Source organism: Bradyrhizobium sp. MOS003 (assembly GCF_003020125.1).
In the GTDB taxonomy this organism is placed as follows: domain Bacteria; phylum Pseudomonadota; class Alphaproteobacteria; order Rhizobiales; family Xanthobacteraceae; genus Bradyrhizobium.
Window position 1 is genome coordinate 1066560 of sequence record NZ_PYFW01000001.1, and the last position, 13703, is coordinate 1080262.

A 13703-nucleotide genomic window follows, 5' to 3' on the forward strand; every position below is an offset into this window, starting at 1 on the left:
CTTTCGCGCATCAATTCGCAGAGCTTTTCGCGCAATGAGGTCTGCTTGATTCGGGCATTGCGAAGGGCCGGCTCGGGTTGAATTGTGGTGACCCCCGGGGTATTTCCCAGACCGGAAGCACGTTCCTCAAAAGAGAGCAGCAAGTTTGCAGATCTCGCCAAGGCGCTTTTCCGTGGCTCCCATGATGGACTGGACCGACCGCCATTGTCGGGTGTTCCACCGCCATCTGTCCCGGTCGGCGTTGCTCTATACGGAAATGCTCACGACCGGCGCCGTCATTCATGGCGATCGGGCGCGGCTGCTTGGGTTCGACCAGATCGAGCACCCGGTCGCGTTGCAGCTCGGCGGCTCGAATCCCAGCGACCTCGCGGAGGCAGCGCGGATCGGCGAGGGCTTCGGCTATGACGAGATCAATCTCAATGTCGGCTGTCCGTCCGATCGGGTGAAGGACGGCCGCTTCGGTGCCTGCCTGATGGCGGAGCCGCAAGTGGTGGCCGAGGGCGTCGCCGCGATGAAACGGGCGGTCGCCATTCCGGTCACGGTGAAATGCCGCATTGGGATCGACGACCAGGATCCTGAAGTCGCGCTGGATACGCTGGCCCGGGCAGTGGTCGCCGCTGGTTGCGATACGCTGATCGTGCATGCACGGAAAGCCTGGCTCAACGGCCTGTCGCCGAAGGAGAACCGTGACATCCCGCCGCTCGACTATGACCGCGTCTATCGTCTCAAGCGCGCAATGCCGGACGTGCCCATCATCATCAATGGCGGCATTTTGAGCATCGACGAGGCGAGAGCGCATTTGGCGCATGTCGACGGCGTGATGCTCGGCCGCGCGGCGTATCAGGAGCCGTGGCGGTTACTCTCGGTGGATGCCGACATCTTCGGCGAGGTGCCGCCTCACGAAACCATGCAGGATGCGCTCGAGGCGATGATACCCTATGTCGAGCGGCAGCTTTCACGCGGCACGCGGCTGCACGCGATCACGCGGCATTTCGTCGGCGCATTCCACGCGGTCCCCGGCGCGCGATCGTTCCGCCGACATCTTGCCGAGCAAGGGACCCGGCCAGGGGCAGACGTCAGCGTATTGAGAGACGCGATCGGCAAGCTGGGGTTCACGCAGGCTGCTTAGCCCGTCGTCAGTGGCCTGAAAAACTTCGCGCTTCGCCGGCTGTACTGTTGTCGCGATAACAGCCTGACCAGTCTGCCGGCCCGTGCGCCCGGCATCGATGATGCACTGGTGGAACCAGCGATAGCAGGGTGTGCAAGATCGGTCCGTCGAGCAGCCCGGTCGCAACTTGTTGCGCGGGCGGCCGCAACGGACCATTTCATTTCACATCGGCGAGGCAGGCGCCGCCCGTGTCGGAGGCATTCGCTTTCGCGGGCCTAGGGTAGGTGATCAGTCCTTGTACGGACAGACCATCGTCAGATAGAGCAGCGTCGGCTTGTCCGAGCCCCTCTTGTATTCCCATTCCAGCCGGATCTCGTGCCGGTGGGCATAGGCGTCGCTCGGCGCGTGGACGATGATGTTGGTCTTCATCGGGATCGGTGGCTCGGAGTTGAAGCATTTCCGGACGCAGGCATCGAGCAGATCGCACCGCGTCAGGGGAATCACGCCTGGCTCGTCCCTGGACAGCGGCACCGTGTTCGGCTGGGTGCTGAGGTCGAGGCGGGCCCGGCCCTTTTCCTTGTGCCAGTACTTGGCGCTTCCCTGTGGCCACCTCGATGGCGGGTTCAGGATCAAATGGTATTGGCCGTACTCCAGGGTCGGCAGGTCGATGTCGTCGGATGCCTTGAGCTTGGCCACGCTCTTTTTCATGTTTGCCAGGGGATAGTAATTGGCGTTCATCAAGTCTCGAAATGCCTTACCGCTATAAGTCCTTCCGCCCATCGTCTTGTCCTTCGAAACGATCTAATCAATCAGGGAATCGTGCAGCCCAGCAAAAGCTCGTCGGCCGTTATGAAAGCCTAGGCGCCCCACCAACGCGCGGCCCCATTTTCGCGCGACGATGAAGCTACCACCCGAAAATGCATTGCGTCCAGAGAGCCACCTTGGACGACACAGCTATGTTTCGCTGCAAGTTCGATTGCCATGCATGTCCCGATAGGTATTCTACGCGAGGCTCCGCCGCGAGCACCGGTCGGCATAGGATGCCGTCGTGACTTTTGAAGGCTCAGGAATGCATTGTGTCGCATGTCAGGCGACGATCGACCCGAGCGATAGCTGGTGCGCGAAATGCGGGCTGGCCGTGCGACGTTCCGATCCCGATAGCGAACGCCGGTTCGTCACCATTCTCCGTGCCGACGTCATAGATTCGACCGGGCTGGTGGCCGAGCTGGAGCCGGAGGAGGCGATCTCGCGCCTTGAGCCGGCCCTGGCCGCGATGAGAGGGGCGGTGCGTCAGTTCGGGGGCATTGTCAGCAAGGAGCTCGGTGATGGGATCGCCGCGGTGTTCGGCGCTCCCATCGCGGACGACAACCATGCCCCGCTGGCCTGCCATGCGGCGCTCGAACTCGTCCGGCGCGTCGGAAGCCTCGGCGATTCCAGCCTGCAGGTGCGGGTTGGCCTCCATTCCGGACATGTCGTCGCCTACATGGTCGCCAGCGAGTTTTCCAAGGTCTACGAGATCGGCGGGGCCGCCCAGCATCTGGCCGCGCGGCTGGAATCGGCGGCGGAAGCGAATCAGATCTATGTGTCGGAAGCCTGCCAGAAGCTTGCGGATGGGCATGTCCGTTTCGAATTCCTGGGCGACAGGACCCTGCGTGGCTTCAACCAGCCTCTGCCGGTCTATCGGATCGTCGGCGCCAGCGATCTTTCGAGTTGGCGGGTGCGGCGCGCGCGCAGCGTTTCGCGGTTCGTCGATCGTGTCACAGAGCGCGCGCTGCTCGGCCGCGCCGCAGCCAGCGTGGGTGCCAGCCGTCAGACGGTCCTGCTGCTGGGTGATGCGGGCATCGGCAAGTCGCGGCTGGCGCACGAGTTTGCCCAGGAACGCAAGGCCGAGGGCTGGCGCCTGGCCGATGCCGAATGCAGCCCGAACCTCCAGGGCGCTCCGTTCAGTACGCTGAAGCGCCTCTTGCTCTCGTTGCTTGAGGCGGCCGCGAAGGATCCGGATGGCTCCTGGGACCCGCGAAGCGATCTGCCACCGATCCAGCAAAGCGCCCTCGACGCCGTGCTGGACCTGCCGATCTCGAAGCCCGAGTGGAATGAGCTCGAGCCTCATGCGCGGGGGCGCGCGATTTCCGATGCGAGCTGCGCCGTCGTCGAGGGCCTCGCTCGCCGTCAGCGAGCGGTACTCTTGCTCGAGGATCTGCATTGGATCGACCGGGCCAGCGATACGGTCGTGGCCGCGATTGCTTCGTTGCAGGCGCCCGGTCTTCTCGTGCTCCTCACCTCCAGGCCGAACGGAATGCCGGTGTGGATCGCGCGCTGCCACGCCGAAATCGTGGCGATGCGGCCCCTCGATGACGATTCGGGGCTGGCTATGCTGGCAGATATGCTCGGTCCCTCTACCGCCAACGACGATCTCAAGAACCGGATCATCTCGCACACGGCCAATGTCCCTCTGTTCATCGAGGAGGTCTGCCGCGGGCTGAGGGATAGCGGAACGCTTCGCGGCCAATGGGGCGATCTCGCGCTCATGCGTCCCATCGACGAACTCGGCATCCCCTCGAGCATTCAGGGCGTGATCGCAGCACGCCTCGATCGCGTGTCGCGGCAGGAACGTTCCGTCTTGCAGATCGCGGCAGCGCTTGGGCCGCGATCGACCGTAGCCATGCTGCGCAAGCTCGTCGAGTTTCCCGAGGGGCGCGTCCAGGATTGCCTTTCCGCGCTCGATCGCGCCGAGCTGCTGGTCAGGATCGACAGCGAATTGGGCGATGAACTCGAATTTCGGCACGAGATGGTTCGCCAGGTCACATACGACTCGATGGTCGAAAAGGTACGCGAGGAGATTCACGCGCGCATTCTTCGGACGCTGGAGAGCGACGAAACCTGCGCAGATGAGCCCGATACGCTGTGCTATCACGCGGTGCGCGCCAAGGATTGGCACAAGGCCTTTGTCCACGGCAGAAGTGCCGGACGAAAATGTTTGAGCCGGTCGGCTTTTGCGGACGCGGCCAATTATTTCGAAATCGCGATGGGCTCGCTCGACAAGACGCCGATGAGGGTGTCGCGGGAGGCCGACGCGATCGATCTGCGGATGGAGGCGCGCTCGGCGTTCATCGCGTCCGGTCATGTCGCCGAATGGCTGGACTTGGGAAAGGAGGCCGAACGGCGGGCCGACGCGATCGATGATATCGGACGCAAGGTCGCCGCGATGACGGTCAGGGCCGGCGCGCAGAACTTCTATGGAGCGCCGGTCGAAGCGGTCGCGGTCAATGAAGAGGTCGTCCGCCTCGCGGAAGGGTGGGGCAATCTGGGTTGGCTCAATCTCGCAAGATATGGTCTCGGGCAAGCCTATTTCCTTGCCGGCCGTTACCACGAAGCAGAGCGGACGGTGGCATTGGCGCACGCTCAATTGGCGGGACCGGAAGCCAGCGCTCCGATAGGGACGACGCCAAGGTATTTGCTTCTCCTTTGCTGCATGATGAAGAGCTTTACCCACACGGTCATGGGCGAGTTCGACGCCGCCGAGCAGCTCCAGCGCGAGGCCGCCGCGATCGCGGCAGAGACCAATCGCCCATATGATCTTGCGGGAGCCGCCTATAGCGGCGGCTGGCTGATGCTCGGTCGGGGCGAACCGGCGGCGGCCGCCGCCATTCTCGAGGACGGTTTTGTCCTGGCGCAGAAGCACGGCATCCGCCTGTTCGTGCCGGTGCTCGCCTGCCACCTCGGCATGGCCTATCTGGAGCAAGGGCTGTTCGACCGGGCGCGCGGCGTGCTGGCCGAGGCGCGCGAGGAGGCCAAGGCGGTCGGCTATACCTCGGCGGTGCTGCGCAGCTCGATCTATCTTGCGCTCGCGACCTGCCGCCTCGGCGATGTCAGGGCCGCGCAGAACATGCTGCGCGAGGCCCGCAACACCGCCCGACAGCAGGGGTTTTCGGGCCTCGAGGCCGAGGCCCTGTTCGGCGAGGCCATCGTGACGCCGGCCTCCAGTGCGGAGAGCAGGGCGGCCATGCTCGCGTCCCTGCGCGCCGCCATCGCGATCGCCTCCGAGAGCGGCGCGCGGCCGCTCCAGCGCAAGGCCGAGGCGATGCTGACCGAGGTGCTCGGCCAGGGCAGCGAGCTCATCTGACGCCGCGTCCGATCGGGGCTGCGCCGCCGCGGACCGCACCGTCTAAAATGCCCAAAATGCCGAATAAATCTTATAGACAACACAAAGGGTTAGCTACTGTGCATGGGGTTGTTTTCGAAAATTTTGATCGGGCCCGTCGCCAGGCGGCTGCGACAGGCAGCCTCGCTCACCGCAGTGCCGAAGACCTTGCACCGAAGCCAAGGTCGGTTACCGTCGGTACCAGTCGCAAGGCCAGGTGACATTTAATGTGCATTTTTTAGCATCGCATTTTGCCGGCGCCGCCATGGCGCGACGCCCATCTGACGAGGCGGGGCCATGATCACACGGGACCAGTCAGCTTTGTTGGCGCCGGTCGAGCGCGACCTCAGGCTCGATCTCTTCCGCGGCATCGGTCTGTGGATGATCTTCCTCGACCACATCCCGCACGACGTCGTGGCCTGGTTGACGCTGCGCAATTACGGTTTCAGCGATGCCGCCGAATTCTTCGTCTTCATCTCCGGCTATCTGGTCGGCTGGATCTACGGCCCGATCGTCGCCGGCGGCTGGTTTGTCCCGGCCCTGAAGCGGCTGTGGCGGCGCGCGGCCGAGCTGTATGTCGCCCACATCATGCTGTTCCTGCTGTTCACCGCGCAGATCGCCCGCACCGCGCGCCGCTTCGATAATCCGATGTACCAACACGAGTTCAACGTGTTCAACTTCCTGTCGCATCCGGACGAGCTGATCGGGCAGGCGATCGTGCTGAAATACAAGCCGGTCAATCTCGACGTGCTGCCGCTCTACATCATGCTGGTGCTCGCCTCGCCCTTCGTAATCTGGTGCCTGGTGCGCCGGCCGAACCTGACGCTCGCCGCCTCCGTCGTGCTCTACGTGCTGTCGCGCTGGTTCAACTGGAACATCGCCTCCTATCCGCCTGGCACGACCTGGTACTTCAACCCGTTCTGCTGGCAGCTGATGTTCGTGTTCGCGGCCTGGTGCGGCGTCGGACAGATCGACAAGGTCGCCAGATGGGTGTGGTCGAGGGCCGCGATGGGGCTGGCCGCGGCCTGGCTGGTGTTCGCGCTGCTGATCGTGATGACCTGGCACGTCCCCGCGCTCGAGGCGCTGATCCCGAAATGGATGATCAAGGCGATCTACCCGATCGACAAGACCGACCTCGACATGCTGCGCTTCACGCACTTCCTAGCGCTGGCGATCTGGGTGACCCATTTCATCTCGCGCAAATGGCGGGTGCTGCACGGGGCCTGGCTGCGGCCCGTCATCCTCTGCGGCCAGCATTCGCTGCCGATCTTCTGCCTCGGCGTGTTCCTGTCGTTCTCGGCGCACTGGATCCTGACGCAATACACCAAGGGCGTCTGGGAGCAGCTCGCCGTCTCCATCGTCGGCATTGCCGTCATGATCGGCGCGGCCTGGCTGCTCGACCGCGCCAAGCGCGTGCCGGACCTGTTCGTGAAGGTGACCGAGGTCGAGGAGCCGGAGACCGTCGAGAGGGCGCAGGCCGCGACCGCCGGTGCGGCTCCCGCGAACCGCTGAAGCATCGTCCGCATGTCCTGGAGAGCACCATGTCCAAACGCTTGTTGACGATCGCCGGCACGCTGCTGTTTCTCGTCTGCGGTGCGTCGGCACAGGCGCCGCCGCCGGAGGCGATGAGCGCGGCGCGCAAGCTCGTCGTCACCTTGAAGGTCGCGGATCAGTACCGCGCATTGCTGCCGCAGCTCCTGCTCAAGCTTCGGCCCGTGGTTGCGCAGGACAGGCCGGAGATCGAGCGCGACTACGATGCGGTGACGGCACCCGGCTCCGAGATCTATGCTCCGTTCGTGGCGTCCATGGTCGAGCGGATCGCAATGGTCTATGCCCAAAGTTTCAGCGTGGACGAGCTACGCCAGATCGACGCCTTCTACGCCCAGCCGGCCGGGAAGAAGCTTTTGGAGAAGTCGGACGCGCTGGCGCAGGCGAGTGCGCAGATTGGACAGGACGCCAGCCAAAAGGCTGCCGACGAACTGAAGCAACGCCTGATCGAGGCGCTGCGCCAGAAGGGGCACAAGCTCTAAAGCCGAGGCCTAAGCCAGGAACGCGCGGAAGCGCCGCAGCGCGATCACGAAGAAGACGCCGCCGATCACGGCGAGCGCGACCAGTTGGGGCCACACGGCCTCGAGGCCCGCGCCACGGAACAGGATCGCCTGCGCGAGCATCACGAAATGCGTGTTGGGCGCCGCCAGCATGATGTCTTGGACGAATAGGGGCATGCTCTCCCGCGGCGTCATGCTGCCCGATAAGGTCTGCAACGGCAGCAGGATCATGATCAGCAGCAGCCCGAACTGCGGCATCGATCCGGCGACGGTGGCGAGAAAGATGCCCATGCTGGTGGTGGCAAACAGTTGAAGTGCCGTCCCCAGGAGAAACAGCGCCACCGAGCCGTCGATGGTAACCTCCAGCCAGCCCTTGACCACGAAGGCGATCGACAGAGCGGAGGCGACCAGCACCACGGCTCCCATCGACCAGACCTTGCTCACCATGATCTCCAGCGGCGTCACCGGCATCACCAGGAGGTGCTCGATCGTGCCATGCTCGCGCTCGCGGATCAGCGCCGCGCCGGTCAGGATGATCGAGAGCATCGTGATCGACATGATGAGGTGGTCGATCGCGCCGAACCAGGACCTCTTCAGTTCCGGATTGAAACGGACGCGCAACGCGAGGTCGATCTGCGGCTTCCGAGCTTCGCGGGCGCGCGCCAGGAACTCCGCGATCTCGGCATCGACGATCTGCTCGACATAACCGCCGCCGTTGAAAGCCTGCGAGATGCGCGTCGCGTCGACATTGAGCTGAATCGTCGGTGCCTTCCGCGCCAGAAGGTCGCTCTGAAAGTCCGGCGGGATGTCGAGGGCGAAAGTGTCGAGGCCGGCATCCATCCGTCGGTCCATCTCATATTGCGAGATGAGCCGAGGCGTGGAGAAGTAGGGGGCGATGAACGCCATCCCGATGCGCGTCGAGATCGGCGAATGGTCTTCGTCGACAACGGCGATCGCGGCGCGGTTCAAGGTCTCCGGCAGCGTGTTGGCACCCTCATAGACCGCAAACGTGAAGGAATACGCGATGAGCACGAGCAACACGGGGTCGCGCGCTAGGCCGCGCACTTCCTTGATTCCGAGCTGGAGCAAGTTGTCGAGACGCATGGTCAGCGAGCCTGTTTCTTCAGGAGCAGGGCACCCGCGGTCACGAGCACCGGTATCATGACAGCGAGCGCCAACAGCTCGTTGTGAAGCGTGGCAAATCCGAGCGCCTTCGAGAACGTTCCGCGCGAGATCGTCACGAAATAGCTGGTCGGATAGACAAGACCGATCATCTTGCCCGTCCCCTGCAACGAGGAGACCGGATCGATCAGGCCGGAATACTGGATCGCGGGAATCAACGTGATCAGCACGGTGCCGAACAACGCGGCGATCTGGCTCTTCATGAAGGCCGAGATCACGAGCCCGATGCCGGTGGTAGCCGTGACGTAGAGCAAAGCGGCAACCGCATAGGTCGGGAAGCTGCCGGTGAATGGCACGCGGAACACGGTGATCGCAAAGCCGACCAGCAGCAGGAAGTTGGCAAACGCCAGCACGACGTAGGGCAGCTGCGTGCCGAGCAGGAATTCAAGTCGCGTCACGGGGGTCACGTAGAAATTGACGATCGAGCCGAGCTCCTTCTCGCGCACGACGGCGAGTGCGGCGAGGACCGCGGGAATCATGATCAGAAGCAGCGGAATGATGCCGGGCGCCATGGCGACGACGCTTCGGACGTCGGGATTGTAGCGGTAGCGCAGCTGGAGCTGATAGGCGCCGGCGATCGCGGCTTCGCCATAGAGCTCGCGGCCCTTCTGCGCGAGCCAGGTGGCGTGGATAGCCTGGGCATAGGAGCGCAGCGTTTCGGCCCGCGTCGGATTGGCGCCGTCGACCCACGCGCCGATCTCGACATGCCGGCCGCGGCTGACGTCGCGGCCGAAACCGGTAGGCAGCTCGATGGCGAGGCCGATCTCGCCGGCGCGCATCCGGCTGTCGAGATCGGCATAGTCGATGATCGGGGATTTCTGGGTGAAATAGCGCGAGCCCGCGATCTGGAGGCTGTAGTCGCGGCTGATCGCGCTGTCGTCGCGGTCGAGCACGGCGAAGGTCAGGTTCTCGACGTCCATGCTGATGCCGTAGCCGAGCACGAACAGCAGCAGCACGCTGCCGAGGATCGCGAGCGTGGCGCGGATCGGATCGCGCCGCAGCTCGAGTGCTTCGCGCCGGGAATAGGCGAGCATGCGCGTTGGATTGAATGTCGCGCCGCGCTTGCGTAATGGCTCCGCCGTTGCGGCCGGCAGGGGCGAAGCGATCGAAGGTTGGCCGGCCGGCTCCGGCGTGTCCGCAATCGCTTCTTCCAGGCAGGCGATGAAGGCCTGTTCCAGCGTCGTGGTACCGCGCGCAGCCACGATCGCGGCGGGCGTGTCCGACGTCAAGACCTTGCCCGCATGCATCAGCGAGACCCGGTCGCAGCGTTCGGCCTCGTTCATGAAATGGGTCGAGACGAAGATGGTGACGTTGTCCTTGCGGGAGAGTTCGGCGAGGATTTGCCAGAAACGGTCGCGGGCGACCGGATCCACGCCCGAAGTCGGCTCGTCGAGGATGAGGATGTCGGGCGCATGGATCATGGCGACCGCCAGCGACAATCGCTGCCGCAGCCCGAGCGGCAGGGCATCGGGCAGGGCGTCGATGACGCCGGCGAGGTCGAACCGGGCGACCATCTCGTCGACACGCGCGGCGATGGCTTGCGCCGGCAGCTCGAACAGCCGCGCGTGCAGGTCGAGATTTTGCGCGACCGTGAGCTCCGAATAGAGCGAGAAGCCCTGCGACATGTAACCGATGCGCCGCCGCACCGACATGTCGCGGGCATCGATGGTGTTCCCGAACAGCCGCGCGGTGCCCTCGCTGACCGGCAACAGGCCGGTGAGCATCTTCATGGTCGTGGTCTTGCCGCATCCGTTCGAGCCGAGGAAGCCGAAGATCTCGCCCTTCCTGATACGAAAGCTGACGTCGTCGACGGCAACGAAGCCGTTGAACCGTCGGGTCAGGTGGTCGGCCTCGATCGCGATCTCATCGTGGTCGTCGTTCCGCGGCGGCATCACCACGGCGGTATGGTTGGCGCGATCCGAGTCGGGCAAGAGGCGGATGAAGGCCTCATCGAGCGTATCGGCCCCGGTCTGCTGCTTGAGCTCGGCGGGCGTTCCAGTCGCCAGCACGCGGCCTGCGTTCATCGCGACCAGGACGTCGAACTGCGCGGCCTCTTCCATGTAGGCGGTCGAGACGATCACGCTCATGCCGGGCCGCCCTTGCCGGATCGAGGCGATCAATTCCCAGAACTGCCGGCGCGACAGCGGATCGACACCGGTGGTCGGCTCGTCCAGGATCAGGAGCTCTGGATCATGGATCAGCGCGCAGCACAGGCCGAGCTTCTGCTTCATACCGCCGGAGAGATTTGCCGCCGGCCGGTCGGCGAAGGGTGCCAGCCCGGTGTCGCGCAGCAGGCCGGCAATCCGCCTGCTGCGCTCGACCTTGCCGTGTCCGAACAGGCGGCCGAAGAAGTCGATGTTCTCGAACACTGACAGCGTCGGATACAGATTCTTGCCGAGGCCCTGCGGCATGTAGGCGATGTCGGGGCACACGTTGCGGCGATGGCGCGAACTCGCCATATCGCCGCCGAGCACGTTGACACGTCCCTGCTGGATCGCGCGGGCCCCGGCGATCAGCGAGAGCAGGCTGGATTTGCCGACGCCATCGGGGCCGATCAGTCCGACCATGCAGCCTGACGGAAGGTCGAGCGTGATGGCATCGAGCGCCCGGGCCTTGCCATAGCTCAGGCCTAAGCCTTCCAGCTGCACCACGCTGCCGGTGGCAGCCGATGCATCGGCTGTGCCAGTCGCGCTCATCGGGTCAGCTTTATCTTGAGATTGTCCGGCCATGTCGCTGCCGGATCGAGCTGCACATAGGCCATGCCGGGCAGGCCGGTCTTCACATGCTCGATGTGCTGGCGCAGCAGCTCGGGTGCGATATGCGCCTTGATGCGGAACATCAGCTTCTGGCGTTCCTCCTCGGTCTCGACGGTTTTGGGCGTGAATTGCGCGACGTCGGCGACGAAGGTGGCCTTGGCGGGGATCACATATTGCGGGATGGCGTCGAGCACGAGGCGGACCTCGGCGCCGATCGCGACGCGGCCGGCATCGGCCGTCGGCAGGAAGAACGTCATGTAGACGTCGCCGAGATCGACCATGTTGAGGACGCGGCCGCCGGCGGCGAGCACTTCGCCCGGTTGCGACACGCGATATTGGACGCGGCCGTCACGCGGCGCCTTCAGCACGCTGTCATTGAGGTCGGCGTTGATGCTTTCGATTGCGGCCTTCGCGGCGTCGACTGCAGCGCCGGCATCGATCACCATGGCGCGGGAGGAGCTGATCGCGGCTTCCGATGCCGCGACCTGGGCGTGGGACGCGGCGAGCGCCGCCTTCGCCGTGGCGTTGGCGGCGCGGTCGTCATCCAGCACCTGCTGCGACACCGCACTCGTCTTGATCAATTGTTCGGAACGATCGAGCTTGCGGCTCGTGGTGTCGAGTTGGGCAATACGCTGGTCGACCACGGCCTCGGCGGCCTTGCGTTCGGCCTCGCGCTGGTTCACCAGGCTCTTCGCGGTCTCGACATTGATCGCCGCGCGCTGGAGCTGCGCCTCGGCTTGGCGGCGCTGAGCCTGCAATTGCTCGGTGTCCATGCGCGCCAGAACCTGGCCCGCACGCACGAAGTCGCCTTCGTTGACCAGGATCTCGCGAATCCGGCCCGGTGTCTTGGTGGCGATGTCGATCTCGACCGCTTCGATCCGGCCATTGCCGCGGGCGAAGCCTGCCGACAGTGTGTTGGTATCGCGGTGCTGCCAATAGTAATAGCCCCCGCCCGCAACGAGAACGGCGATCGCGGCGATGACGCGACCCGGAGTGAAGTTCATCTGTTCAAAACGCCGTGAAGCGGCGCCCACTGTTGAGACACGCGCGCCTAGCCGCTGATTTTGCGGAAGGGCGACCTCAACATTGCAGCCAAACTTTGCACCGCAACTTGATGCAGATCAGACGCCGGCGCGAAGCGTTCTTGCCTCTAATTTGAGCTACGTGTCGCCGTTGCAGCTCGTCCGCCCCGATGGGGTGAGCGGAAGAGCAAGGCTTACTGAACGGATTGCGATCGGCGCGATCGGGGCGGCTTCATTTCACCAAGGGGCAGCCGCCTTCCTTCAGGGGACGAAACGCCTGGTCGGCCGGTACCTCGGCGAGCAGCTTGTAATAATCCCACGGTCCCTTCGATTCTTCCGGCTTCTTCACCTGGAACAGGTACATGCTGTGCACCATGCGGCCGTCCTCGCGGAGTGTGCCGTTGTCGGTGAAGGCGTCCTTCACCGGCAGCTCGCGCATCTTCGCCATCACCGTCTTGGTGTCGCGGGTGCCGACGGCCCGCACGGCCTTGAGGTAATGCAGCGTCGCGCTGTAGGTGGCGGCCTGGTTCATCGTCGGCATCCGCTTGACGCGCTCCATGAAGCGCTTGCCGAAGGCGCGGGTCTTGTCGTTGAGATCCCAGTAATAGGCCTCGGTGATGATCAGGCCTTGCGCGAGCTTCAGGCCCAGGCTGTGCACGTCGGAGATGAACATCACGATCGCCGCCAGGTTCTGCCCGCCGGCGACGATGCCGAACTCGCCGGCCTGCTTGATCGCGTTGATGGTATCGCCGCCGCCGTTGGCGAGGCCGATGATCTTGGCCTTGGAAGCCTGGGCCTGGAGCAGGAACGAGGAGAAATCCGCGGTGTTGAGCGGATGCTTGACGCTGCCGAGTACCTTGCCGCCCGCGGCCTTCACGACATCGCCGGTGTCGCGCTCGATCGAGTGGCCGAACACGTAGTCGGCGGTCAGGAAGAACCAGCTGTCGCCACCGTTCTTGACGATGGCGCTGCCGACGGTGTGGGCGTTGGAGTAGGTGTCGTAGGTCCAGTGCGCGGTGTAGGGCGAGCAGGATTTTCCGGTGATGTCGGAGCTCGCCGCATCCGTCACGATCATGATCTTCTCGTACTGCTTCGACAGCTCCATCACCGCAAGCGCGGTCGCCGAGGTCGGCAGGTCGATGATCATGTCGACGCCCTCGGTCTCCCACCATTTGCGGGCGATGGTGGAGGCGACATCGGGTTTGTTGAGCACGTCGGCGCTGACCATATCGATCGGCTTGCCGAACATCTGACCGCCGAAATCCTCGATCGCCATCTTGGTAGCCTCGACATTTCCCATGCCGCCGATATCGGAATAGACCGACGAAAAGTCGGAGAGCACGCCAATCTTGAGTGGCGCCTGCTGGGCCGAAGCCGAACCGACCGAGGACGTCAACAGCAATCCAATCGCAACGGCAACGCCCGCATTCCGCTTCATGAACATTT

General features: G+C 64.2%; 9 protein-coding genes. 4 read left to right on the forward strand and 5 right to left on the reverse strand.

Annotation, left to right across the window (positions count from 1 at the left end; translation table 11 throughout):
* The first annotated feature begins 151 nt into the window (after positions 1-151).
* Positions 152-1129 carry a tRNA dihydrouridine(20/20a) synthase DusA gene (gene dusA / locus C7G42_RS05145; RefSeq protein WP_283809846.1) on the forward strand — a complete coding sequence of 326 codons (978 nt, stop codon included), beginning with the start codon at positions 152-154 and terminating at the stop codon, positions 1127-1129.
* 267 nt (positions 1130-1396) lie between these two features.
* On the opposite strand, the gene C7G42_RS05150 is transcribed toward dusA, so the two are convergent.
* On the reverse strand, positions 1397-1888 hold the full coding sequence (locus tag C7G42_RS05150) for a hypothetical protein (protein WP_106947943.1): 492 nt from the start codon (positions 1886-1888) through the stop codon (positions 1397-1399).
* Between the two features lie 289 nt (positions 1889-2177).
* On the opposite strand from C7G42_RS05150, the gene C7G42_RS05155 reads away from it, so the two are divergent.
* From C7G42_RS05155 to C7G42_RS05165, 3 genes are all read left to right on the forward strand, one after another.
* Positions 2178-5231: an ATP-binding protein gene (locus C7G42_RS05155; protein ID WP_106947944.1), complete on the forward strand. Its 3054-nt coding sequence runs from the start codon at positions 2178-2180 to the stop codon at positions 5229-5231.
* Between the two features lie 315 nt (positions 5232-5546).
* A complete protein-coding gene (locus C7G42_RS05160) occupies positions 5547-6761 on the forward strand; it encodes an OpgC domain-containing protein (RefSeq protein ID WP_106947945.1) in 1215 nt (404 codons plus the stop codon).
* A gap of 29 nt (positions 6762-6790) precedes the next feature.
* Positions 6791-7279: a DUF2059 domain-containing protein gene (locus C7G42_RS05165; protein WP_106947946.1), complete on the forward strand. Its 489-nt coding sequence runs from the start codon at positions 6791-6793 to the stop codon at positions 7277-7279.
* A 9-nt stretch (positions 7280-7288) separates the two neighbouring features.
* Here the strand turns inward: C7G42_RS05165 and C7G42_RS05170 are convergent, their stop codons facing one another.
* The 4 genes from C7G42_RS05170 to C7G42_RS05185 all read right to left on the reverse strand — a co-directional run bounded on the left by C7G42_RS05170 (position 7289) and on the right by C7G42_RS05185 (position 13695).
* A complete protein-coding gene (locus C7G42_RS05170) occupies positions 7289-8401 on the reverse strand; it encodes an ABC transporter permease (protein ID WP_106947947.1) in 1113 nt (370 codons plus the stop codon).
* Between the two features lie 2 nt (positions 8402-8403).
* Positions 8404-11175, reverse strand: coding sequence for a ribosome-associated ATPase/putative transporter RbbA (gene rbbA / locus C7G42_RS05175; protein ID WP_199580657.1), 2772 nt, complete (start codon positions 11173-11175; stop codon positions 8404-8406).
* Positions 11172-12239 carry an HlyD family secretion protein gene (locus C7G42_RS05180; RefSeq protein WP_106947949.1) on the reverse strand — a complete coding sequence of 356 codons (1068 nt, stop codon included), beginning with the start codon at positions 12237-12239 and terminating at the stop codon, positions 11172-11174. The genes rbbA and C7G42_RS05180 overlap by 4 nt, the downstream gene beginning before the upstream one ends.
* A gap of 250 nt (positions 12240-12489) precedes the next feature.
* Positions 12490-13695, reverse strand: a complete 1206-nt coding sequence (locus tag C7G42_RS05185) for an ABC transporter substrate-binding protein (RefSeq protein WP_106948860.1) — start codon at positions 13693-13695, stop codon at positions 12490-12492.
* Positions 13696-13703 lie beyond the last annotated feature (8 nt).

Excerpts from the sequence above, each read along its gene's own strand:
- C7G42_RS05150 (WP_106947943.1), bottom strand. The coding sequence starts at position 1,888 with ATGGGCGGAAGGACTTATAGCGGTAAGGCATTTCGAGACTTGATGAAC.
- C7G42_RS05155 (WP_106947944.1), top strand. The coding sequence starts at position 2,178 with ATGCATTGTGTCGCATGTCAGGCGACGATCGACCCGAGCGATAGCTGG.
- C7G42_RS05160 (WP_106947945.1), top strand. The coding sequence starts at position 5,547 with ATGATCACACGGGACCAGTCAGCTTTGTTGGCGCCGGTCGAGCGCGAC.
- C7G42_RS05165 (WP_106947946.1), top strand. The coding sequence starts at position 6,791 with ATGTCCAAACGCTTGTTGACGATCGCCGGCACGCTGCTGTTTCTCGTC.
- C7G42_RS05170 (WP_106947947.1), bottom strand. The coding sequence starts at position 8,401 with ATGCGTCTCGACAACTTGCTCCAGCTCGGAATCAAGGAAGTGCGCGGC.
- rbbA (WP_199580657.1), bottom strand. The coding sequence starts at position 11,175 with ATGAGCGCGACTGGCACAGCCGATGCATCGGCTGCCACCGGCAGCGTG.
- C7G42_RS05180 (WP_106947949.1), bottom strand. The coding sequence starts at position 12,239 with ATGAACTTCACTCCGGGTCGCGTCATCGCCGCGATCGCCGTTCTCGTT.
- C7G42_RS05185 (WP_106948860.1), bottom strand. The coding sequence starts at position 13,695 with ATGAAGCGGAATGCGGGCGTTGCCGTTGCGATTGGATTGCTGTTGACG.